The sequence below is a fragment of the Glycomyces dulcitolivorans genome, assembly GCF_003265355.1.
GTDB classification, from domain to species: Bacteria; Actinomycetota; Actinomycetes; order Mycobacteriales; family Micromonosporaceae; genus Glycomyces; species Glycomyces dulcitolivorans.
Genome location: NZ_QFRW01000050.1, coordinates 12,292 through 30,842, shown reverse-complemented (window position 1 = coordinate 30,842; position 18,551 = coordinate 12,292). Strand labels below are relative to the sequence as shown.

Annotated in this window: 15 protein-coding genes and 1 pseudogene; 4 read left to right on the top strand and 12 right to left on the bottom strand. The window is 70.6% G+C overall.

The annotated features are described in order from the left end of the window. Nucleotides 1-59: 59 nt before the first annotated feature. Complete coding sequence (locus DI269_RS02965; protein ID WP_157974728.1) at nt 60-680, bottom strand: hypothetical protein; 621 nt, start codon at nt 678-680, stop codon at nt 60-62. Nucleotides 681-858: 178 nt separating this feature from the next. Here DI269_RS02965 and DI269_RS02960 point away from each other — a divergent pair, with 178 nt between their 5' ends. Both DI269_RS02960 and DI269_RS02955 read left to right on the top strand, forming a co-directional pair. Next, the gene (locus DI269_RS02960; RefSeq protein WP_112133638.1) at nt 859-1,824 is read left to right on the top strand and encodes a helix-turn-helix transcriptional regulator; all 966 of its coding nucleotides are present in this window, start codon (nt 859-861) and stop codon (nt 1,822-1,824) included. A gap of 90 nt (nt 1,825-1,914) precedes the next feature. Beyond that, nucleotides 1,915-2,394: a DoxX family protein gene (locus DI269_RS02955; RefSeq protein ID WP_112133637.1), complete on the top strand. Its 480-nt coding sequence runs from the start codon at nt 1,915-1,917 to the stop codon at nt 2,392-2,394. Here the strand turns inward: DI269_RS02955 and DI269_RS02950 are convergent. The 7 genes from DI269_RS02950 to DI269_RS02920 form a co-directional block, all read right to left on the bottom strand. Next, complete coding sequence (locus DI269_RS02950; RefSeq protein WP_157974727.1) at nt 2,391-3,599, bottom strand: MFS transporter; 1,209 nt, start codon at nt 3,597-3,599, stop codon at nt 2,391-2,393. The two genes, DI269_RS02955 and DI269_RS02950, sit on opposite strands and share 4 nt — an antisense overlap. Nucleotides 3,600-3,712: 113 nt before the next feature. Continuing rightward, the gene (locus DI269_RS02945; RefSeq protein WP_112133635.1) at nt 3,713-4,660 is read right to left on the bottom strand and encodes an acyl-CoA desaturase; all 948 of its coding nucleotides are present in this window, start codon (nt 4,658-4,660) and stop codon (nt 3,713-3,715) included. Between the two features lie 148 nt (nt 4,661-4,808). Continuing rightward, entirely contained in the window at nt 4,809-7,181 is a 2,373-nt protein-coding gene (locus tag DI269_RS02940) for an ATP-binding cassette domain-containing protein (protein WP_112133634.1), read from the bottom strand. A 100-nt stretch (nt 7,182-7,281) separates the two neighbouring features. Beyond that, a complete protein-coding gene (locus DI269_RS02935) occupies nt 7,282-7,695 on the bottom strand; it encodes a VOC family protein (RefSeq protein WP_112133633.1) in 414 nt (137 codons plus the stop codon). A gap of 9 nt (nt 7,696-7,704) precedes the next feature. Further along, nucleotides 7,705-8,124 (bottom strand): helix-turn-helix transcriptional regulator, encoded by a 420-nt coding sequence (locus DI269_RS02930; RefSeq protein WP_232822593.1) that lies wholly within the window; start codon nt 8,122-8,124, stop codon nt 7,705-7,707. A gap of 203 nt (nt 8,125-8,327) precedes the next feature. Next, complete coding sequence (locus DI269_RS02925) at nt 8,328-8,969, bottom strand: LuxR C-terminal-related transcriptional regulator (RefSeq protein ID WP_112133632.1); 642 nt, start codon at nt 8,967-8,969, stop codon at nt 8,328-8,330. Nucleotides 8,970-8,998: 29 nt separating this feature from the next. After that, nucleotides 8,999-10,303 carry a sensor histidine kinase gene (locus DI269_RS02920; protein WP_112133631.1) on the bottom strand — a complete coding sequence of 435 codons (1,305 nt, stop codon included), beginning with the start codon at nt 10,301-10,303 and terminating at the stop codon, nt 8,999-9,001. Between the two features lie 86 nt (nt 10,304-10,389). Here DI269_RS02920 and DI269_RS02915 point away from each other — a divergent pair, with 86 nt between their 5' ends. Continuing rightward, entirely contained in the window at nt 10,390-11,187 is a 798-nt protein-coding gene (locus DI269_RS02915; RefSeq protein WP_112133630.1) for an SDR family NAD(P)-dependent oxidoreductase, read from the top strand. A gap of 193 nt (nt 11,188-11,380) precedes the next feature. On the opposite strand, the gene DI269_RS02910 is transcribed toward DI269_RS02915, so the two are convergent. Continuing rightward, complete coding sequence (locus DI269_RS02910) at nt 11,381-13,330, bottom strand: glycosyl hydrolase (protein ID WP_112133641.1); 1,950 nt, start codon at nt 13,328-13,330, stop codon at nt 11,381-11,383. 296 nt (nt 13,331-13,626) lie between these two features. Continuing rightward, the gene (locus DI269_RS02905) at nt 13,627-14,295 is read right to left on the bottom strand and encodes an O-methyltransferase (RefSeq protein ID WP_112133629.1); all 669 of its coding nucleotides are present in this window, start codon (nt 14,293-14,295) and stop codon (nt 13,627-13,629) included. A gap of 401 nt (nt 14,296-14,696) precedes the next feature. Between DI269_RS02905 and DI269_RS28535 the strand changes: the two are divergent. Further along, nucleotides 14,697-15,122 (top strand): annotated as a pseudogene (locus DI269_RS28535) (SsgA family sporulation/cell division regulator); the annotation flags it as partial. 69 nt (nt 15,123-15,191) lie between these two features. On the opposite strand, the gene DI269_RS02895 reads toward DI269_RS28535, so the two are convergent. Then, nucleotides 15,192-16,376 (bottom strand): acetate/propionate family kinase, encoded by a 1,185-nt coding sequence (locus tag DI269_RS02895; RefSeq protein WP_112133628.1) that lies wholly within the window; start codon nt 16,374-16,376, stop codon nt 15,192-15,194. Nucleotides 16,377-16,405: 29 nt separating this feature from the next. Then, the gene (gene pta / locus DI269_RS02890; RefSeq protein ID WP_112133627.1) at nt 16,406-18,463 is read right to left on the bottom strand and encodes a phosphate acetyltransferase; all 2,058 of its coding nucleotides are present in this window, start codon (nt 18,461-18,463) and stop codon (nt 16,406-16,408) included. Nucleotides 18,464-18,551: the final 88 nt, after the last annotated feature.

The window sequence follows — 18,551 nt, the reverse complement described above, 5'->3', positions numbered from 1 at the left end:
CCGGACGGGCGCCCGTCCGGCCGCTGCGCGTCCGGCGACTCACGCCGCCCGCGGGCTCGTCACCAGTTGACCTTGGCGTCGAAGGCCTCCAGCGTGCCGACCTTCACGTAGGTGTCGTCGTCCGGATCCAGGAAGTAGATCGAGGCGGAGTCCTCCAGCGCGTACTTCTGGTGCGTCGGCGGGAACTCCTCCGGGTACGGGATCGGTTCAAGGAGGATCGGGTCGGTGACCAGCGAGATCGGGTCGCCACCGCTCTCGACGTCGAGGCCGCCGGGGAGCTTGCGGACCTGGAAGTCCACGCCCTGCGGGAACTCGATCTGCGGGGCCCGGCCGTGGTCGCCCTCGATCGGCACGCCGGGGCCGATGAGCACGTCGACGTGCCCGAAGTCGCCGCCGCCGCCCTTCATGCGGTGCAGGAAGACGCTGTCGGCGATCGAGTTCGACATGTTCGTGGGCGGGAGGAGGTTCAGGTCGCCCTTGAGCTTGCCGGTCTCGTAGACGACCTGGTCGCCGGTGATGTCGAGGGTGATCTGGGCGCCCTTGCTGTAGACGTCGACCGGGACGGGTTCGGCCTCCGGTGCGGCACTCGCCGCCGTGGCGGTGAGCAGGACCGCGAGCGGTGCGGCGGCCGCTCCTGCGGCCAGGCGGCGGAATGCGGTTCGTCGGTTCGAGGCGGTCATGGTGCTCCCTTGCATGCGGCGGCGCCGGCCCGGAAGCGGGTCGGCGCCGATCGGTTTCCGCACCGGACTCTATGCATTCCCGAAGCCGTCCAAGGAGTTTCGACGGAATACCGCCGCACCCGGCGGGGACGCGGTATGGGCCGGGGCCCGATGTCGGACCTGCGCGGATACTTACGGAATGCGTGCTGGCCGCCTGGTGTCGATGATGCTCCTGCTCCAACAGCGCGGGCGGATGACCGCCGACGCGCTCGCGGCGGAACTGGGCGTGTCCGTGCGCACCGTCTACCGGGACGCGGAAGCGCTTGCGGGCGCGGGAATTCCGATCTACGGGGAGTCCGGGCGCGAGGGCGGGTACCGGCTCGTCGAGGGCTACCGGACGCGGCTGACGGGGGTCACCGAGGGCGAGGCGGAGGCGCTCGCGCTGACGGGGGTGCCGCAGGCGGCCACGGACCTCGGGCTCCAGACCGAGCTCGCGGCCCTCGAACTCAAGCTGTCGGCGGCGCTGTCGCCGCAGCAGCGGGACCGGGCCGAGCGGGCGCGGCAGCTGTTCCACCTCGACGTCGTCGCATGGTTCCAGCGGTCCGAGCCGGTGCCGCTGCTGGCGCTGGTCGCGAACGCGGCGTGGGAGCGGCGCGCGATCCGGGTCCGGTACTGGCGCTGGAAGGAGCCGCGCGAGGTCGAGCGGGAGCTGCGCCCGCTGGGGCTGGTCCTCAAGGGCGGGCGCTGGTACCTGGCGGCCGCGCAGGGGACGGGGCCGGTGCTGCCGTACAAGGTCGCGAACCTGCTGGCGGCGGCCAAGACCGAGGAGGAGTTCGAGCGGCCCGCGGGCTTCGACCTGGCGGCCTGGTGGGCCGAGAACCTCGACGCGTTCGACGCGCGCCGGTACCGCGGCGAGGCGGTGGTCCGCTTCTCCCCCGAGGCGGTCGATCGCGCCCCCGACCACCTCGACGCCGACGTGGTGGCCGCCATCGCGAAGGCCGACCGCGACGAGCACGGGTGGGCCGTGGCGACCGTCCCGATCGAGACCGAGTGGGTCGCCTCCGGGGACCTGATGAAACTGGCGGGCGTGGAGGTCCTCGAACCGGCGTCGCTGCGGGCGATGATGCGCGAGCGCGCGCGGGCGGTCCTCGACCTCCACGCGTGAGCGCCGCGACGCCCCTCACATATCTTTCCATTGACAAGATCTTCTCCAGGCGAGTATCTTGACAGTGTCTACATCTTGGAGGAGACCCGTATGGAACCCCTGATCGCGTTCGTCGCCACCACGCTCGTCCTGCGCCTGGCCGGCCGCCTGAAGTTCGACCACTTCGACGCCTGGCGCCCCGCGCTGCGCGGCGGGCTCACCGCCCTGTTCCTCACCACCGGCGTCGTGCACTTCGTGCCGGGCTTCCGCGAGAGCATGATCGCGATGGTCCCGCCGGGACTGCCGTGGCCCGAGGCGCTCGTGTTCGTCACCGGCGTCCTGGAGATCGCGGGCGCGATCGGGCTGTGGGTGCGCCCGTTCAAGCGCACCGCCGCGGTCTGCCTGGTGCTGCTCATGCTCGCGATGTTCCCCGCGAACATCTACGCCGCGCTCAACGGCGTCGAGTTCAACGGCGCCGCCGCCGACCCGCTCCTCCAGCGCACCCTCATCGAGGTGCTGTGGCTCGGCGCCGCGGTCGCCGTCGCCACCGAGCCGGCCCGGGCGAAGCGGCCCGAGCCGGTCGCGGTCTAGAGCGCTTTCACCTTGCCGCGCAGGCTGAACGCGACCGCCGCGGTGGCGAGGACGCAGAAGGCGCCCAGGACGTAGAAGCCGTAGCGGATGTGGGTGGCGTCGGCGACGGCGGCGACCGCCACGGTCATCGCCGCACTCAACCCCAGCCCGGCGGCGTTGACTGCGCCGAACAGCCGCCCGGCCCGGCGCTCGGGCACCGAGCGCAGCAGGATCGAGCGCATGCCGACCCGCGACAGGCCCACCATGAACGCCGCGGGCGGGACCGCGAGCAGCAGCACCGCCAGGTGCAGCGGCAGCACGAACGACATGAGCGCGCACCCGATCCCGCCGGCCACGGCCGTGCGGAACTCCCCGAAGCGGGCGGAGATGCGCGGGTACAGGGCCGCCGCGACGCAGAACCCCAGGCCCGCAAGGGCGTCCACGATCCCGTACACGCCCGCGCCGCGGTCGAAGGCGTCGTAGACCAGGACGATCAGGGTCGTGTTGCTGACCATGATCATCGTCTGGCCGCACGCGTACAGCAGGCCCAGGCGCACCAGCGGCGCGCCGCTCACGCCGCCGGCGTCGGCCTCGTGGTCGGCGGTCTCGGTCCGGGCGGGGGCGGTGCGCATGGCCCACAGGGCGACCGCGGAGGCGAGGAACGTGACGCCGTTGAACAGGAACAGCGGCGTGGTGCCGACGTAGTGGATGAGGATGCCGCCGACCGCGGCCGACAGGAGCAGCCCCAGCTGCATGGCCATCTCGTAGTGGGCGCTGAAGCGGGCCGTGCGGGCCGGGTGCACGCGCTCCTTGATGAGGGCGTTGCTGGCGGGCATGAACATCGCTGACAGGAGCGAGAGCGCGAACGCCGTCCCGTACGCAACCGGCCCGGGGTCGCCGCCGGTGAGGATCCACACCGGCAGGAACGCGGCCGCGCCGGCGCTGACGAGGTCGGCGATCAGGCACAGCGTGCGCCGGTCGAAGCGGTCGGCGATCGTCCCGAACCACAGCGACAGCAGCGCGGGCGGGACCGAGACGAGGATGTACAGCCAGCCGACGGCGAGCGCGCTCTGCCCGGTGGTGAAGACCAGGACGGCGGCGGCGACGAGCTGGATGCCGTTGCCGAGGCTGGTGATGAACGTGGCGGGCAGGAGCAGGCGCTCGGCCCGGTTGCGGGGCGGCAGGACCGCGGGGGTCGGGCGGGCGGCCTGGGCGATGGTCGTCATGGGGAGGATCATGCGCCGGGTTCACTGACAAAACGCGTCAGTGAATGACGGTCAGGTACGTCACACGAAAACGGGGCGGGCCGCGATGCGGCCCGCCCCGTGAAGTCGGGCGGTCAGTCGGCGGCGAGCTTCGCGAGGCGTTCGGGCGTGGGCCACTTGACGTCGGTGGCCCAGCCGGCCTGCTCGATGAGCCGGATGACCCTCGCGGAGGTGTCGATCTGGCCGCGCTTGACGCCGTGGCGGGCGCAGGTCTGGTCGGCGTGGTGGGAGTTGTGCCAGGACTCGCCGCCCGACAGCAGCGCGAGCGGCCAGAAGTTCGCGGCCTTGTCGCGGCTCTTGAAGGGCCGCTCGCCCATCATGTGGCAGATCGAGTTCGTCGACCACGTCGCGTGGTGCAGGGCCGAGATCCGGACCAGGCCGGCCCAGAAGAACGCGGTGAGCGCGCCCTGCCAGGACATCGTGATCAGGCCGCCGAGGACGGCCGGGAGCAGGAGCGTCGCGAGCGTCCACAGCGGGAACAGCCGGTCGACCATGACCAGGTCGCGGTCGCGGCGCAGGTCCGGGGCGAAACGCTCCTCGTTGGTGGTGTTGCGCGGCTGGAACATCCAGCCCATGTGGGCGTGCCAGAAACCCCTGCTCAGGGCCCAGGCGGACGTGCCGTACAGCCACGGCGAGTGCGGGTCGCCTTCGCGGTCGGAGAACGCGTGGTGGCGCCGGTGGTCGGCCACCCAGGTGATGAGCGGGCCCTGCACCGACATGGAGCCGAGGATCGCCAGCGTGATCTTCACCGGCCGGTTCGGCTTGAACGAGCCGTGCGTGAACAGCCGGTGGAAGCCGACCGTGACGCCGTGGAGGGTCAGCAGGTAGAAGCCGACCGCCAGGGCGATGTCGGTCCACGAGAGCAGCCCGGTGGACCAGGCGATCGGGACGGCGGCGGCGAGCGCCGCCATGGGGACGAGGAGGAACAGGTAGATCAGGGACTGCGCGCCCGCGTCCCGCTTGTCGCCGTGGATGGGCCTGGCCTTGGGGGCGGCCGGGCGGGTCTGGGTCAGTGTCGCCATGTCGGAACCTCGCTTCCGCTTCGTCCGATATGGCAATCGTCGCCGCGCGGGCGGGGGTCCGCAGTGGGGCCAATGGTGTTTTTCGGTCCGCGGGCACCCCGGCGAGCAGGGGGTGTAGCCCCCGGCGGGGTGCCCGCGGACCTCGGGCTCAGGCGCCCGTGTAGTCGGCGAGGTGCTTGCCGGTCAAGGTCTTGCGGTGCTTGACCAGGTCGGCGGGGGTGCCTTCGAAGACGATCTTGCCGCCGTCGTGGCCGGCGCCGGGGCCGAGGTCGATGATCCAGTCGGCGTGGGCCATGACCGCCTGGTGGTGCTCGATGACGATCACGGACTTGCCGGATTCGACGAGGCGGTCGAGGAGCCCGAGGAGGTTCTCGACGTCGGCGAGGTGCAGGCCGGTGGTCGGCTCGTCGAGGACGTACACGCCGCCCTTCTCCCCCAGGTGGGTGGCGAGCTTGAGGCGCTGGCGCTCGCCGCCGGAGAGGGTGGTGAGCGGCTGGCCGATCTTGATGTAGCCCAGGCCGACGTCGTGGAGGCGCTGGACGATCTTGTGCGCGGCCGGGACCTTCGCGTCGCCGTCGGCGAAGAACGCCTCGGCCTCGGCCACGGACATCCCGAGGACTTCGCTGATGTTCTTGCCGCCCAGGTGGTATTCGAGGACCGCGGCCTGGAACCGCTTCCCCTCGCAGTCCTCGCAGGTGGTCGACACCGAGGCCATGATGCCCAGGTCCATGTAGACGACGCCGGCGCCGTTACAGGTCGGGCAGGCGCCCTCGGAGTTGGCGCTGAACAGGGCGGGCTTGACGCCGTTGGCCTTCGCGAAGGCCTTGCGGATCGGCTCCAGCAAGCCCGTGTACGTGGCGGGGTTGGACCGGCGCGAGCCCTTGATGGCGCCCTGGTCGATCGCGACCACGCCCTCCTGGCCCGAGACCGACCCGTGGATGAGGGAGGACTTCCCGGACCCGGCGACGCCGGTGACGACGGTGAGGACCCCGAGCGGGATGTCCACGTCGACGTCCTGGAGGTTGTTCTCGTTCGCGCCGCGCACGGCGAGCTTCCTGGTGGGCTGGCGCAGTTCGTCCTTCAGCTTGGCGCGGTCGTCGAGGTGGCGGCCGGTGAGGGTGCCGGAGGCGCGCAGGCCCTCGACGGTGCCCTCGAACTGGACGGTGCCGCCGTCGGTGCCCGCGCCGGGGCCGAGGTCGACGACGTGGTCGGCGATGGCGATGGCCTCGGGCTTGTGCTCGACGACCAGGACGGTGTTGCCCTTGTCGCGGAGCTGGAGCAGGAGGTTGTTCATGCGCTCGATGTCGTGCGGGTGGAGGCCCACGGTGGGCTCGTCGAACACGTACGTGACGTCGGTGAGCGAGGACCCGAGGTGGCGGATCATCTTGGTGCGCTGGGCCTCGCCGCCCGAGAGCGTGCCCGAGGGCCGGTCGAGCGAGAGGTAGCCGAGGCCGATCTCCACGAACGACCCGAGGAGGTCGCGCAGCGACTTCAGCAGCGGCTCCACGGAGGCGTCCTCGATGCCGGCGACCCAGTCGGCGAGGTCGGAGATCTGCATCTTGCACGCGTCGGCGATCGAGGCGCCGTTGATCTTGGAGGACCGGGCCTCGGGGCCCAGGCGGGTGCCCTCGCACTCGGGGCAGGTCTGGAAGGTGACGGCCCGCTCCACGAACGCGCGGATGTGCGGCTGCATCGCCTCGACGTCCTTGGAGAGCATGGACTTCTGCATCTTGGTGATCAGGCCCTCGAAGGTGACGTTGATGCCCTCGACCTTGATCTTGGTGGGCTCCTTGTACAGCAGGTCGTGGAGCTCGCGCTTGTTGTACTTCTTGATCGGCTTGTCGGGGTCGAAGAAGCCGCTGCCGCGGTAGATCCGCCCGTACCAGCCGTCCATGGTGTACCCGGGGATGATGATCGCGCCCTCGTTGAGGGACTTGTCGCCGTCGTAGAGGGCGGTGAGGTCGAAGTCGTTGACCGAGCCGACGCCCTCGCAGCGGGCGCACATGCCGCCGAGCCGGTTGAACGAGGCCTTCTCGGCGATGGTCTTGCCGCCGCGCTCGACGGTGATCGCGCCGGAGGCCGAGACCGAGGGGACGTTGAAGGAGAACGCGCCGGGCCCGCCGATGTGCGGGTCGCCCAGGCGGCTGAAGAGGATGCGCAGGAGCGCGTTCGCGTCGGTGACGGTGCCGACGGTGGAGCGGATGTTCGCGCCCATGCGCTCCTGGTCGACGATGATCGCCGTGGTCAGGCCGTCGAGGACGTCGACCTCGGGGCGGGCCAGGGTCGGCATGAAGCCCTGCACGAACGCCGAGTAGGTCTCGTTGATGAGCCGCTGCGACTCGGCCGCGATCGTGGCGAACACGAGTGAGCTCTTGCCCGAGCCGGACACGCCGGTGAAGGCGGTGAGGCGGCGCTTGGGCAGGTCGACGCTGACGTCCTTGAGGTTGTTCTCGCGCGCGCCCTGCACGCGGATCAGGTCGTGGGCGTCGGCCGGGTTGGGTGTGTTCTTGCTGGTGGCCATGGTGGTTCGGTCTCCATCTGTCTGCGGGGCCGGGGCGGCCCGCCGCCGAGACTACCGGCGGCGGGCGACAGCCCCGCGAGGCTTACGAGTCGGGTCGCGTCTACTTACGAGGCTGGTTGAAGCGCAGCATGTTGCCGGCCGGGTCGCGGAACGCGCAGTCGCGCACCCCGTACGGCTGGTCCATCGGCTCCTGGAGGACGTCGGCGCCCGCCGACGAGATCTTCTCGAAGGTCGCGTCCACGTCGTCGGTCTCGAAGATGACGCCGCGCAGCAGGCCCTTGGCGAGCAGCTCGCTCATGGCCTGGCGGTCCGACTCCGAGGCGTTCGGGTCGGCCAGCGGCGGCTCCAGGACGATGTTCACGTCCGGCTGGTCGGGGGAGCCGACGGTCACCCACCGCATCCCCTCGAAGCCGACGTCGTTGCGGACCTCCATGCCCAGGACGTCCCGGTAGAACTCGATCGCCTTGTCGTGGTCGTCGACGGCGATGAAACACTGCGAAAGATTGATGCTCATGGGCCAAACCTACGGGGACCCGGATGGCTTCGCTTCTCGATTCCTGACCGGTCTGGTGTACGCCTTCGCGATGCACGCCGGGATCGAGGCCCCGTCGTCGTGGTTGCGGGCCCGGTACGCGCTCGGGGACTCCCCCACCAGCTCGGTGAACCGCGTCGAGAACGTCCCCAGCGAGGTGCACCCGACCGCGAAGCACACCTCGGTCACCGACAGGTCCCCGCGCCTGAGCAGGGCCTTCGCCCGCTCGATGCGGCGCGTCATGAGATAGGAGTACGGGGTCTCGCCGTAGGCGGCCCGGAAGCTCCGCGAGAAGTGCCCCGACGACATGAACGCGACCTTCGCCAGCGCCATCACGTCGAGGGGCTGGGCGTAGTCGCGGTCCATCATGTCGCGGGCCCGGCGCAGCCGGACGAGGTCCTCCAGTTCCACGCCCCAACGATCGCACAGGCAACCGGTGGCGCGCCAGGCGCAGGGCCTGTCCGGGGGATCCCGGCGAGTCGGTATCCGAGTCCGTTCGTTCGCTCGCAAGGCGGAGGGTCCTCCGAATACCGGTGTTGTATTCGGAGGGCCCGACAACGCAGCGAGCGGGCGAACGGGCCGGATAACGGCCGCCCGGATCCCCCGGACAGGCCCTAGTTGCCTTCGAGGTAGGCGAGGACCGCGAGGACGCGACGGTTGTCGTCCTCGGACTGGCCCAGGCCGAGCTTGCGGAACACGTTCGCCGAGTGTTTGCCGACGGCCTTCTCCGTGATGAACAGCGACGCCGCGATGGCGGCGTTGGTGCGGCCCTCGGCCATGAGCCCGAGGACCTCCAGCTCGCGGGGGGTGAGCGCGTCGAGGCGGTTCTGCTGCTTGCCGAGGAGGCGGGCGACGACCTCGGGGTCCATGGCGGTGCCGCCGGCGGCGACGCGGCGCAGGGCCTCGATGAACTCGCCGACGTTGGAGATGCGGTCCTTCAGCATGTAGCCGACGCCGCCGCGGCGGTCGCCGAGGAGCTCGCGGGCGTACAGCTGCTCGACGTACTGGGAGAGCACGAGGATCGGCAGGGCCGGGATGTGGCGGCGGGCCTCGATGGCGGCCCTCAGCCCCTCGTCCTTGAACGTGGGCGGCAGGCGGATGTCGACGACGGCGACGTCCGGGCGGTGCTTGAGGAGCGCGGCGGTCAGCGCGGGCCCGTTGTCGACGGCCTCCACGACGGTGAAGTCGTGCGCTTCGAGCATCCGGGTGAGGCCGTCGCGCAGGAGCGAGTGGTCTTCGGCGAGGACGACGTCCATCGTGGCTCCTTGCAATCCGGTGGCCGGGCTCAGCGGCCGGCCGCACGTCCATTGTCGGCCCCGTTGGCGCCGACCGGGAAGGCGGGGATGGTCAGGGTGACCGTGGTGGGGCCCCCTTCGGGGCTCACCAGTTCGAGGGTCCCGTCGAACGCGGCGAGGCGGCGGCTCACGCCGTCGAGGCCGCCGCCGGGGGCGACCTGCGCGCCGCCGACCCCGTCGTCGCGGATCTCGACGCGCACGACGCCGTCCTCGTGGGTGACGACGATCTGCACCTGGGAGGCCTCGGCGTGCTTGGTGATGTTGGTGAGTACCTCGTTCGTCGCGAAGTACACCGCCGCTTCGAGCGGCGCGGGCAGTTTCTCGCCGAGCCGGTCGACGACCGAGACCGGCAGCGGGTGGTCGAGGGCCATGGCCTGGAGCGCGCCGGTGAGCCCGCGGTCGGCCAGGACCGGCGGGTGGATGCCGCGCACGAGCTGGCGGATCTCCTCCAGCACGTCAGAGCAGGTCTGGCGGGCCTCGGCGACCAGGCCCACGGCCTGCTCGGGCCGGTCCTGGTGGAGCAGTTCCTCGGCCATGCCGAGGGTGAGGCTCAGGGCGGCGATGCGGGCCTGGGCGCCGTCGTGCAGATCGCGTTCTATGCGCCGCAGCTCGGCGGCGGCGTGGTCCACGGTCTGGTCGCGGGCCTGCCGCAGCTCCGAGACGCGGGCGGTGAGCAGGGCCTTCGCGGTCGGGCCGAGGAGCAGGACGCCGAGGTGGGAGTACCAGCGCAGGAACAGCTCGCCCCAGCGCCACCACGCGACCCCCGCGCCGAGCGCGAGCGGCACGAGCATGAGGGTCTTCGCGGGCGTGTCGAAGTCGTAGAACCCGAAGTCGTTGACGACCGGGTTCGGCGCGGTGTGGAACAGCGTCACCAGCAGCAGCGGCTGCACCAGGTAGTAGACGGCGACGGCGAACACGCCGAGGTAGACGAGGTTGACGACGAACCCCAGGGTCGCGTCGATCGCCAGCCACGCGAAGTCCCGCCAGGTCGCGGCCTCGCGCACCAGCAGCAGCGCCTGGTGGTCGATGCGGGCCCGCTTGGGGCGCTCGCGGTACGGGACGGGGATGTCGACGCCCAGCTGCTCGCCGATGACGCGCCGCTGCGCGTTCGCCCAGACGCGGATCGCGAGGAACACCGCGACGGCCACGGGGATGCCGATCCAGAACACCACGAGAATCCCGGTGGCTACGGCCGCGACCAGCAGGGCGGCGGCGACGAGCGTCAGGCTGAAGCGCAGGACCGACCAGCCCGGAAGGGCCAGTCGCCGCGTGATCGGATTGGCCGGCATCGACATGGTGCGGCAAGCCTACCCGCGCCGGGGCCGCGACCTGCGGCGCTACCGCCGCTAGGCTGTAATCGGAGAAGTGTAAGGGAGCCGGAATGGGATCGTGGGCACTCGTCACGGGTGCGTCGTCGGGGATCGGCGCGGCCTTCGCGCGGCGCCTCGCCGAGCGGGGCATGGACGTGGCCGTCGTGGCGCGCTCGGGCGCGAAGCTCGAAGCGCTCGCCGCCGAGATCCGCGAACGGCACGGCGTCGCGGCGCTGGTGATCGTGCAGGACCTGGCCGAACCGGACGCGGCCGAACGCGTCGGCGAAGCCGTCGACGAGGCGGGGATCGCGGTCGAGGTCCTGGTGAACAACGCCGGGATCGGCACGTTCGGACGCGACGTGTCCATCGGCGCCGACTACAGCCGCGACACCGCCATGGTGAACATGGTCGCCGTGACCGGCCTGATCAAGCGGTTCCTGCCCGCGATGTGCGAGCGCGGCAGCGGCGCGGTCGTCAACGTCGCCTCGATGGCCGGGTTCCAGGCGCAGCCGTACATGGCGCTGTACGCGGCCACGAAGGCGTTCGTCGTCAACTACAGCCTCGGCCTGTGGGTCGAGACGCGCGGGACGGGCGTCAAGGTCCTCGCGGTCTGCCCCGGGCCCGTGGACACGGGCTTCCCGATCGCCAACGGCATCAAGTACGACGAGCGGCGCCTCGGCTGGCTGCTGGCCGACCCGGACAAGATCGTGCGGCAGTCGCTGCGGGCCCTGGACCGCGACAGGGGCTACGTCGTCCCCGACGCGCGCAACTGGCCCGAGGCGCACCTGCTGCCCAGGCGCCCCCGCAAGCTCATGACGCGCCTGATCGGCCTGGTGCTCAAGCGGTTCGCCGACTACCAGGAGCGGTGAGGGCTTAAGGCCCGGGGTGTGGGTCCAGCCGGCCTGAATCCGGCCCGTTTGCCCGCTCGCTGCGTTGTCGGCCTCCCAGATACAACCCCGGTATCTGGGAGGCCTTCCGCCTTGCGAGCGAACAAACGGACTCGGATTCAGCCTCGCCCGGACCCACACCCCGGGCCTTTACCGCAGCGGGACCCTCAGAGCACTACTCAGCGCGGATGTCGTCGAAGTACACCGTGCCGGTCGCCTGCGACCCGCCGTACCCGAGGTACAGGTAGAACGCCGAGACCTCCGCGAGGTGCGCGGCGTCGAGGAGCTCCCCGGCGTGCCCGGTGTCCCACGGCGCGGGCCGGAAGTCCGCGAACGGCGCGACGACCTCGCGGGCCGTCGTGTCGCCGAGGCCCGTGTTGTACTCGAAGTAGGCGCCCTTGGCGACGATCTGGAACGTCGCGCCGTTGGTCGAGCCGTCGCCTTGCATCCAGGTCTTGAAGTCGGTGAACGCGGTCCAGTCGGCGCCCACGTTCTTGCCGATGCCGGTGTACCCGGCGCTGGAGAAGTCGTAGGAGTACGCGAGCCCGTAGTTCCCGCCGCTCTTGTGGTCGGTCGAGTGGGCGGTGGTGTTGGCGTTGATGTGGCTGTACGCCTCGCTCAGCGACGGGTCGTCCCCGGCGTAGGACTCGAAGTCGTCGACCCACCCGGCCGGCAGCGGCACGACCTCGCCGAGGAGCACGTCCGCCGAGTCGGTGTACGTGACGCCGTCCACTTTGGCGCTCACCGAGACGGTGACCTTGCGGTTGTCGAGCCAGGACGGGTCGATGTTCCACGTCCCGGAGTGGTACCCGGCGGCGTCGAGGCGCAGCGTGACCGGGGCACCGCCCGCGATCGAGTACGTGACCTTCCGGGAGGTCCCGGCGGTGAGGCGCACCCGGACGGTGGTCTGGGTGGCGGTGATGCGCTGGCGGTCGGTGGGGGTGGCGAGGTGGAGGAAGGGCGCGTTGGGGACCGCGGAGGTGCGCGCGTCGTAGACGCCGTCGAGGTCGGAGGCGAACAGGGAGTACGGGTCCTCGTGGTAGGCGACGAAGTCCGGTTCCATGGCGTGCCCGGGGAAGGGCACGTAGGCGCGGTTGGTGCCGCCGAAGTTCGCCCAGGTGAGCATGTGCGAGACGCGGCTCGCGGCGGGGTCGGCCTTGAGGGCGGCGAGGAGGTCGGTGAACCAGGTGAGGTCGCGTCCCTCCTCTCCGGACTCGCCGAACTCGGTGAACGCGGGGATCTTGCCGCGCTCTTCGGCGAGATTGACGACCATCGCGAGGTCGGTGACGGTGGCGGCGAGCCATTCCGCGGAGCCCGCGGAGTTGTCGTAGGCGTCGTAGCCGAGCATGTCGACGAACTCGTCGCCGGGATAGGTCTTCATGTAGTTCGTCGGGTCGCCGCCGAAGCTGGAGTTCGGCGAGTACGAGTACAGGAGGTTGCGCACGCACTTGACGTCGCGCAGGTACTCGACGGTGTAGCGGAAGACCTCGATGAACTCGGCCGAGGTGCAGTGCCCGGCGCCCCACCAGAACCAGCCGCCGGTGTTCTCGTGGAAGGGCCGGAAGACGACCGGGATGAGGGTCCCGTCGGCGCGCTTGGCGCCCTTGACGCCAGCGGCGATGCGGTCGAGGAACTCGTTGAAGTCGGCGTGCTTCGCACCGCCGGGGAGGATCTGGCTGACCACGCGCCCGTTGGTGTCCCAGAAGTTCCCGCCGGTCACGAAGTTGTACATGTGCGCCGAGAGGACGTTGATCCCGCCGCGCGCGTCGCTCTCCTTGAGCGCGTAGGAGAGGGCCGCGACGTTCTCCGCGGTGGTGCCGCCGTAGACGCCGGGCTTCTGGAAGCCGTTGAGGATAAGGGTGTCCCAGCCGAACACGGCCGGGTAGTCGCCGGTCACGGCCTCCACGTCGGAGGCGTACCCGTCCATCTGGGTGAAGGTGAAGCCGTCGGAGAGGGAGTGCTCGTGGCCGAACATGATCCCTTGCCCCTGCGTCTGGCGCAGGTAGTGGAACAGGGCGCGGGTCTCGCGGGTGGCCTTGTCGTCGACGAGGTCGACCGTCGGGGGCCGGCCGGCGGCGGATGCCGGGACCGGCAGGCCGGCCACGGCGGCCGCGGCGGCTCCCATGGCGATCACCGCGCGCCTCGGCGCACGGGGGGAGGAATGAGGCACTTGCGTCTCCTTTGACACGCTGAGCCCTCGCAGGAGGGACTGGACATGGTTCAACGGACAAAACAGGCACTGAATCGGTTAAGCAACGCCAATCATAGACATTGGAATACATCGATGTCAACGTGCGGCGATGAGGGTACGGTGCGAGTCCTTGCCGCTGAATCGGTTCGGATCGTCCGATGCGGACGGAACCCCAGGCCGGGCACGGCGAAGGGGCGGCGGGAGCACCCGCCGCCCCTCCATTGAACGGTCTATTCGAGGACGCGCGCGATCGAGAGCCCGTCGTAGCCCTTGACGCCGACCGTCTGGATCACGGTGCCCTCCAGCCTCGGGTTCGCGGCCACCTGCTCCAGGTAGGACCGCACGCCCTGCACGTTCGGGTCGCGGCTGAGCCCGTCGGCGACGGCCCCGCCGCGCACGACGTTGTCGGCGATGATGAGGCTCCCCGGCCGGGTCAGCTTGAGCGACCAGTCGAGGTAGCCGGGGTAGCCGCCCTTGTCGGCGTCGATGAACACCAGGTCGAACGGCCCGGCGCCCTCGGCCGCGAGCTTCGGCAGCGTCTCGGCGGCCGCGCCCACCCGGATCTCCACGGTCCCCACCAGGCCGGCGCGCGCGACGTTGCCGCTGGCGACCTCGGCGTGCCGGGCGCTGTACTCCAGGCTGACGAGGTGCCCGTCCGCGGGCAGCGCCCGCGCCATCCAGATCGCGCTGTAGCCGCCGAGCGTCCCGACTTCGAGGATGCGCTTGGCGCCCAGGGTCTTCGCGAGGAGGTAGAGGAGTTTGCCCTGCGCGGGCGAGACGGAGATCGGCGGCAGCCCGGCCTTCTGGGCGGCGGCCGTGGCGCCCGCGAGGACCTCGTCCTCGCCGACGAGCAGCGATCCGAGGAACGCGTCGACTTCGGTCCATTGCCCCTGGCCCATTGTTCGCCCCTTCCGCGGGTCCGAGATTTCCGTTGAAACGCTATCACCGACGCCCCACGAGACTCCTCCCGTTAAATTCGGACTTTCCAGACCAAAGGCGCGAACGCGCTATCCGCCGGGCCCGCGCGGAGGGCCGGGAATGGTACCGCGAATGGGTGAAGCCTGTTGTTGTAATTACGACATTGACGGAGGATTAACGGTGGTCTTTTGTCGGTTTTTGCCCCTGAATCAGCGGAACGCGCCGGGCTCGGTCTTGCCGATCGTCGTACGGTGCAACGGCTTGAATGATAGACCTGAATCACGACTTGTTCGCGGCCGCGGAACCCGGTGATCCGGTGCGGCGGCGGGTTGGAATGACGGCCGGCTTCGGGGGAGCCGGCCGCACACTGGGGGGTAACGCTATGAGCATGGCACGATCGGCGACAGTCGATATCGGGACCACCATGCGGCTCGTCGCGCCCGATTTCGCGACGGTGAGTGTGCGCGCGAGTCTGCGATACGACCCGGACGACCCTTACGCGGTCTGCGTGATGTTCCATCCGGACGGGACGGACGCCGACCAGGTGGCCTGGTCCTTCTCCCGGGAACTGCTCGCGAAGGGCCTGGAGGAGCCCACCGGCATCGGCGACGTGCGCGTGTGGCCCTGGACGACCCCGCGGGGCGAATCGGTCGCCCTCGCGCTCTCGTCCCCGGACGGCAACGCCCTCTTCGAGATCAACCGCGGCGTCGTGCAGCGCTTCCTCCGCCGGGCCTACAGCCTGGTCCCGCGCGGCCGCGAATCAGGCTATGTGGACATGGACACGACCCTCACCAAGCTCCTGGCCGGCGGTGTCTTACCGCCAGGACATGCGAAGGGCGGACCGGGATTCCCCGGTCCGCCCTTCGCATGTCCTTGGTCAGCTGCGCAGGAGCGCGGCCGTCTGCGAGGCGATCTCGCCTTCCTCATTGGTGGGAACGACCATCACCGTGATCGGCGAGTCGGGCGTGGAGATGACCGGCCCGCCCGCGGTGTTCGCGGCCTCGTCCAGGTCCACCCCGAGGGCCACGAGCGAGGACAGCGCCTGCGCCCGCACCTCGGCGCTGTTCTCGCCGATCCCGGCGGTGAACGCGATCGCGTCCGCCCCGCCGAGCGCGGCGATGTACGAGCCGATGTACTTGCGGATCCGGTAGCAGTAGATCTCCAGGGCCGTCTGCGCGGCCTTGTCCCCCGCCGCCGCGGCCTTCTCGATCTCCCGGTTGTCCACGTGCCCGCTGAGCGCGAGCATCCCCGACCGCTTGTTCAGGGCCGCATCCAGATCCGCGAACGACGCGCCCGTCCGCCGGTGCATGTGGAAGACGATCGCCGGGTCGATGTCGCCCGACCGCGTCCCCATCACGAGCCCTTCGAGCGGCGTCAGGCCCATCGACGTGTCGATCGACCGGCCCCGCTCCACCGCGGTCACCGAAGCCCCGTTGCCGAGGTGGGCGACGATCACGTTGACCTCCTTGGGGCTCTTGCCGAGCATCTCGGCGGCCTTGCGGGAGACGTACGCGTGCGAGGTCCCGTGGAAGCCGTACCGGCGCACCCCGTGGTCCTCGCGCCACTCGCTCGGCACGGCGTACAGGTGGGCCCGCTCGGGCACCGTCGCGTGGAACGCGGTGTCGAACACGGCCACCTGCGGCAGCTTCGGGAAGAGCTTGCGCGCGGTCCGGATCCCTTCGAGGTTCGCCGGATTGTGCAGCGGCGCGAGCGCCGACAGCTCGTCGATGGCGCGCTCCACCTCGTCGTCGACGATCACCGGCTGCACGAACCGCTCGCCGCCGTGGACGACGCGGTGCGCGACCGCGATCAGCCCGGCCTCCGCCAGTGGCGTGCCGTGGTCCTCGAAGGCCGCGACCATCGCCTCCAGCCCGGCGGCGTAGTCGGCGAAGCGGTCCTCCCGCACGGTCTTGTCACCCGCGTGCCGGTGGGTGAGGACCGAATCGGACTGTCCGATCCGCTCGATGAGCCCTGAGGTCGACGCCTCCATGGTCTCGCCGTCGACCAGCTGGTACTTGATCGACGAGGAACCGGAGTTGATCACCAGGACCGGTGCGCTCATGGCACTTCCCCTCTAGAGCGCCCGCCCGCTCAGGCGGTCTGGCTCGCTTGGATCGCGGTGAGCGCGACCGTGTTGACGATGTCCGGCACCGTGGCGCCCCGCGACAGGTCGTTGACCGGCTTGCGCAGGCCCTGGAGCACCGGGCCGACCGCGACCGCGTTCGCCGAGCGCTGCACGGCCTTGTACAGGTTGTTGCCGGTGTTCAGGTCGGGCACGATGAAGACCGTGGCCTTCCCGGCGACCTGCGAGTCCGGGAGCTTCGTGCCCGCGACGCCGGCGTCGGCGGCGGCGTCGTACTGGATCGGTCCCTCCACCGGAAGGTCGGGTCTGCGGGCTCGGACGATCTCGGTCGCCGCCCGGACCTTGTCCACGGCCTCGCCGTGGCCGGAGGTGCCGGTCGAATAGGAGAGCATCGCCACGCGCGGTTCCACGCCGAACTCGGCGGCGGTGCCTGCCGAGGATAGCGCGATGTCGGCCAGCTGCTCGGCATCGGGGTTCGGGTTGACCGCGCAGTCGCCGTAGACGAGGACGCGGTCTTCGAGGCACATGAAGAACACCGAGGAGACCACGGCGACCTCGGACTTGGTCTTGATGATCTCGAACGAGGGACGGATGGTGTGCGCGGTGGTGTGGACCGCGCCGGAGACCATCCCGTCGGCCATCCCGGTGTGGACCATCATGGTGCCGAAGTAGGACACGTCGGCGACCTGGTCGTACGCGGCCTCGACGGTGACGCCCTTGTGGGCCCGCAGCCGCGCGTACTCCTTCGCGAAGCGCTCGCGGATCTCGTGGTCGCCGGGGTTGAGGATCGCGGCCCCGCCGATGTCGACGCCCAGCTGCGCGGCCTGCGACCGGATCTCGGCCTCGGAGCCGAGGAGCGTCAGGCGCGCCACGTCGCGGCGCATGAGAATCTCGGCGGCCTTGAGGATGCGCGGCTCGGCTCCTTCGGGGAGGACGATGTGCTTGTCGAGGGCCTTGGCGCGCCCGAGCATCGAGTGCTCGAACATGATCGGGGTGACCACGGTCGGCTTGGAGAGCGCGAGCCGGTCGAGCAGGTCGTCCCCGTCGACACCCTTGGCGAAGTCTTCGAGGGCGCGGGTGATCTTGCGCTGGCCGCCGGCGGCGAGGGAGCCGGTGACGTCGCCGACGAGGTTCGCCATGTCGAACGTGTCGTGCTGGACGAGCGCGATCGGCAGGCGCGAGTCGAGGCCCGCGACGATGTCGAGGATCTGCGGCTCGGGCCGGATGCCGCCGGTGAGGAACACCGCCGAGAGGCTCGGGGTGCCTTCGGCGAGGTGGGCGGCGATGAGGCCGAGGAGGACCTCGGAGCGGTCGCCGGGGAGGATCACGGCCTTGTCGTCGGCGAGGCGCGTGAGGAGGTTGGGGAGGGTCATGGCCGCGACGACGACGTCGCCGACGGTGCGGGTGAAGACGTCCGGGTCGCCGGAGATGAGGGTCGCGTCGGCGGCCTCGATGAGCTCGCCCACCGTGGGGGCCACCAGTTCGGGGTCCTCGACGACGACGCCGGCGCCCGGGTGGGCGTCCTGGACGAGGCCGGCGTCGGCCGCGTCGACGCGGTTGACGATGGTGCCGAGGACGGTCGCGTGGTCGGCCTCGGCCTGCGCGGTGCCGAAGCGGAGCGCGGCGGCGATGTCGGCCGGGGTCTTGCGGTGGCCGGTGACGATGAGGAGCATCGGCGAGGCGAGGTTGACCGCGACGCGCGTGTTGTAGGCGAACTCGACCGGGGAGGAGACGTCGGAGAAGTCGGAGCCGACGACGAGCACGACCTCATGCTTGTCGGCGAGTTCGTGGTAGCGCTCGACGATCTGGGTGAGCGCGGCGTCCGCGTCGGCGCGGACGTCCGAATAGGTCACGCCGACCGACGACGCGTAGGTCGCGGGGAGGCGGTACTGGTCGCGGAGGAGGGTGATGATCGGGTCGCCGGAGACCGTGTGGTCGTCGCGGACGATGGGGCGGAAGACGGCGACGGAGCCGGCGCGCCTGGTGAGCAGGTCCATGACGCCGACCGCCACCGTCGATTTGCCGCTGCCGGGGTCCAGGCTGGCGAGGTAGAGACTTTGAGCCACGGCTCCAACGCTATCCACCCCGTGCGCGCCCCGCAGGCGATCTGTCCCCCGGCTCACCTGTGAGCTTCGGCGTGATCGCCCGCGGGCG

Excerpts from the sequence above, each read along its gene's own strand:
- DI269_RS02965 (WP_157974728.1), bottom strand. The coding sequence starts at position 680 with ATGACCGCCTCGAACCGACGAACCGCATTCCGCCGCCTGGCCGCAGGA.
- DI269_RS02960 (WP_112133638.1), top strand. The coding sequence starts at position 859 with ATGCGTGCTGGCCGCCTGGTGTCGATGATGCTCCTGCTCCAACAGCGC.
- DI269_RS02955 (WP_112133637.1), top strand. The coding sequence starts at position 1,915 with ATGGAACCCCTGATCGCGTTCGTCGCCACCACGCTCGTCCTGCGCCTG.
- DI269_RS02950 (WP_157974727.1), bottom strand. The coding sequence starts at position 3,599 with ATGACGACCATCGCCCAGGCCGCCCGCCCGACCCCCGCGGTCCTGCCG.
- DI269_RS02945 (WP_112133635.1), bottom strand. The coding sequence starts at position 4,660 with ATGGCGACACTGACCCAGACCCGCCCGGCCGCCCCCAAGGCCAGGCCC.
- DI269_RS02940 (WP_112133634.1), bottom strand. The coding sequence starts at position 7,181 with ATGGCCACCAGCAAGAACACACCCAACCCGGCCGACGCCCACGACCTG.
- DI269_RS02935 (WP_112133633.1), bottom strand. The coding sequence starts at position 7,695 with ATGAGCATCAATCTTTCGCAGTGTTTCATCGCCGTCGACGACCACGAC.
- DI269_RS02925 (WP_112133632.1), bottom strand. The coding sequence starts at position 8,969 with ATGGACGTCGTCCTCGCCGAAGACCACTCGCTCCTGCGCGACGGCCTC.
- DI269_RS02920 (WP_112133631.1), bottom strand. The coding sequence starts at position 10,303 with ATGTCGATGCCGGCCAATCCGATCACGCGGCGACTGGCCCTTCCGGGC.
- DI269_RS02915 (WP_112133630.1), top strand. The coding sequence starts at position 10,390 with ATGGGATCGTGGGCACTCGTCACGGGTGCGTCGTCGGGGATCGGCGCG.
- DI269_RS02910 (WP_112133641.1), bottom strand. The coding sequence starts at position 13,330 with ATGGGAGCCGCCGCGGCCGCCGTGGCCGGCCTGCCGGTCCCGGCATCC.
- DI269_RS02905 (WP_112133629.1), bottom strand. The coding sequence starts at position 14,295 with ATGGGCCAGGGGCAATGGACCGAAGTCGACGCGTTCCTCGGATCGCTG.
- DI269_RS02895 (WP_112133628.1), bottom strand. The coding sequence starts at position 16,376 with ATGAGCGCACCGGTCCTGGTGATCAACTCCGGTTCCTCGTCGATCAAG.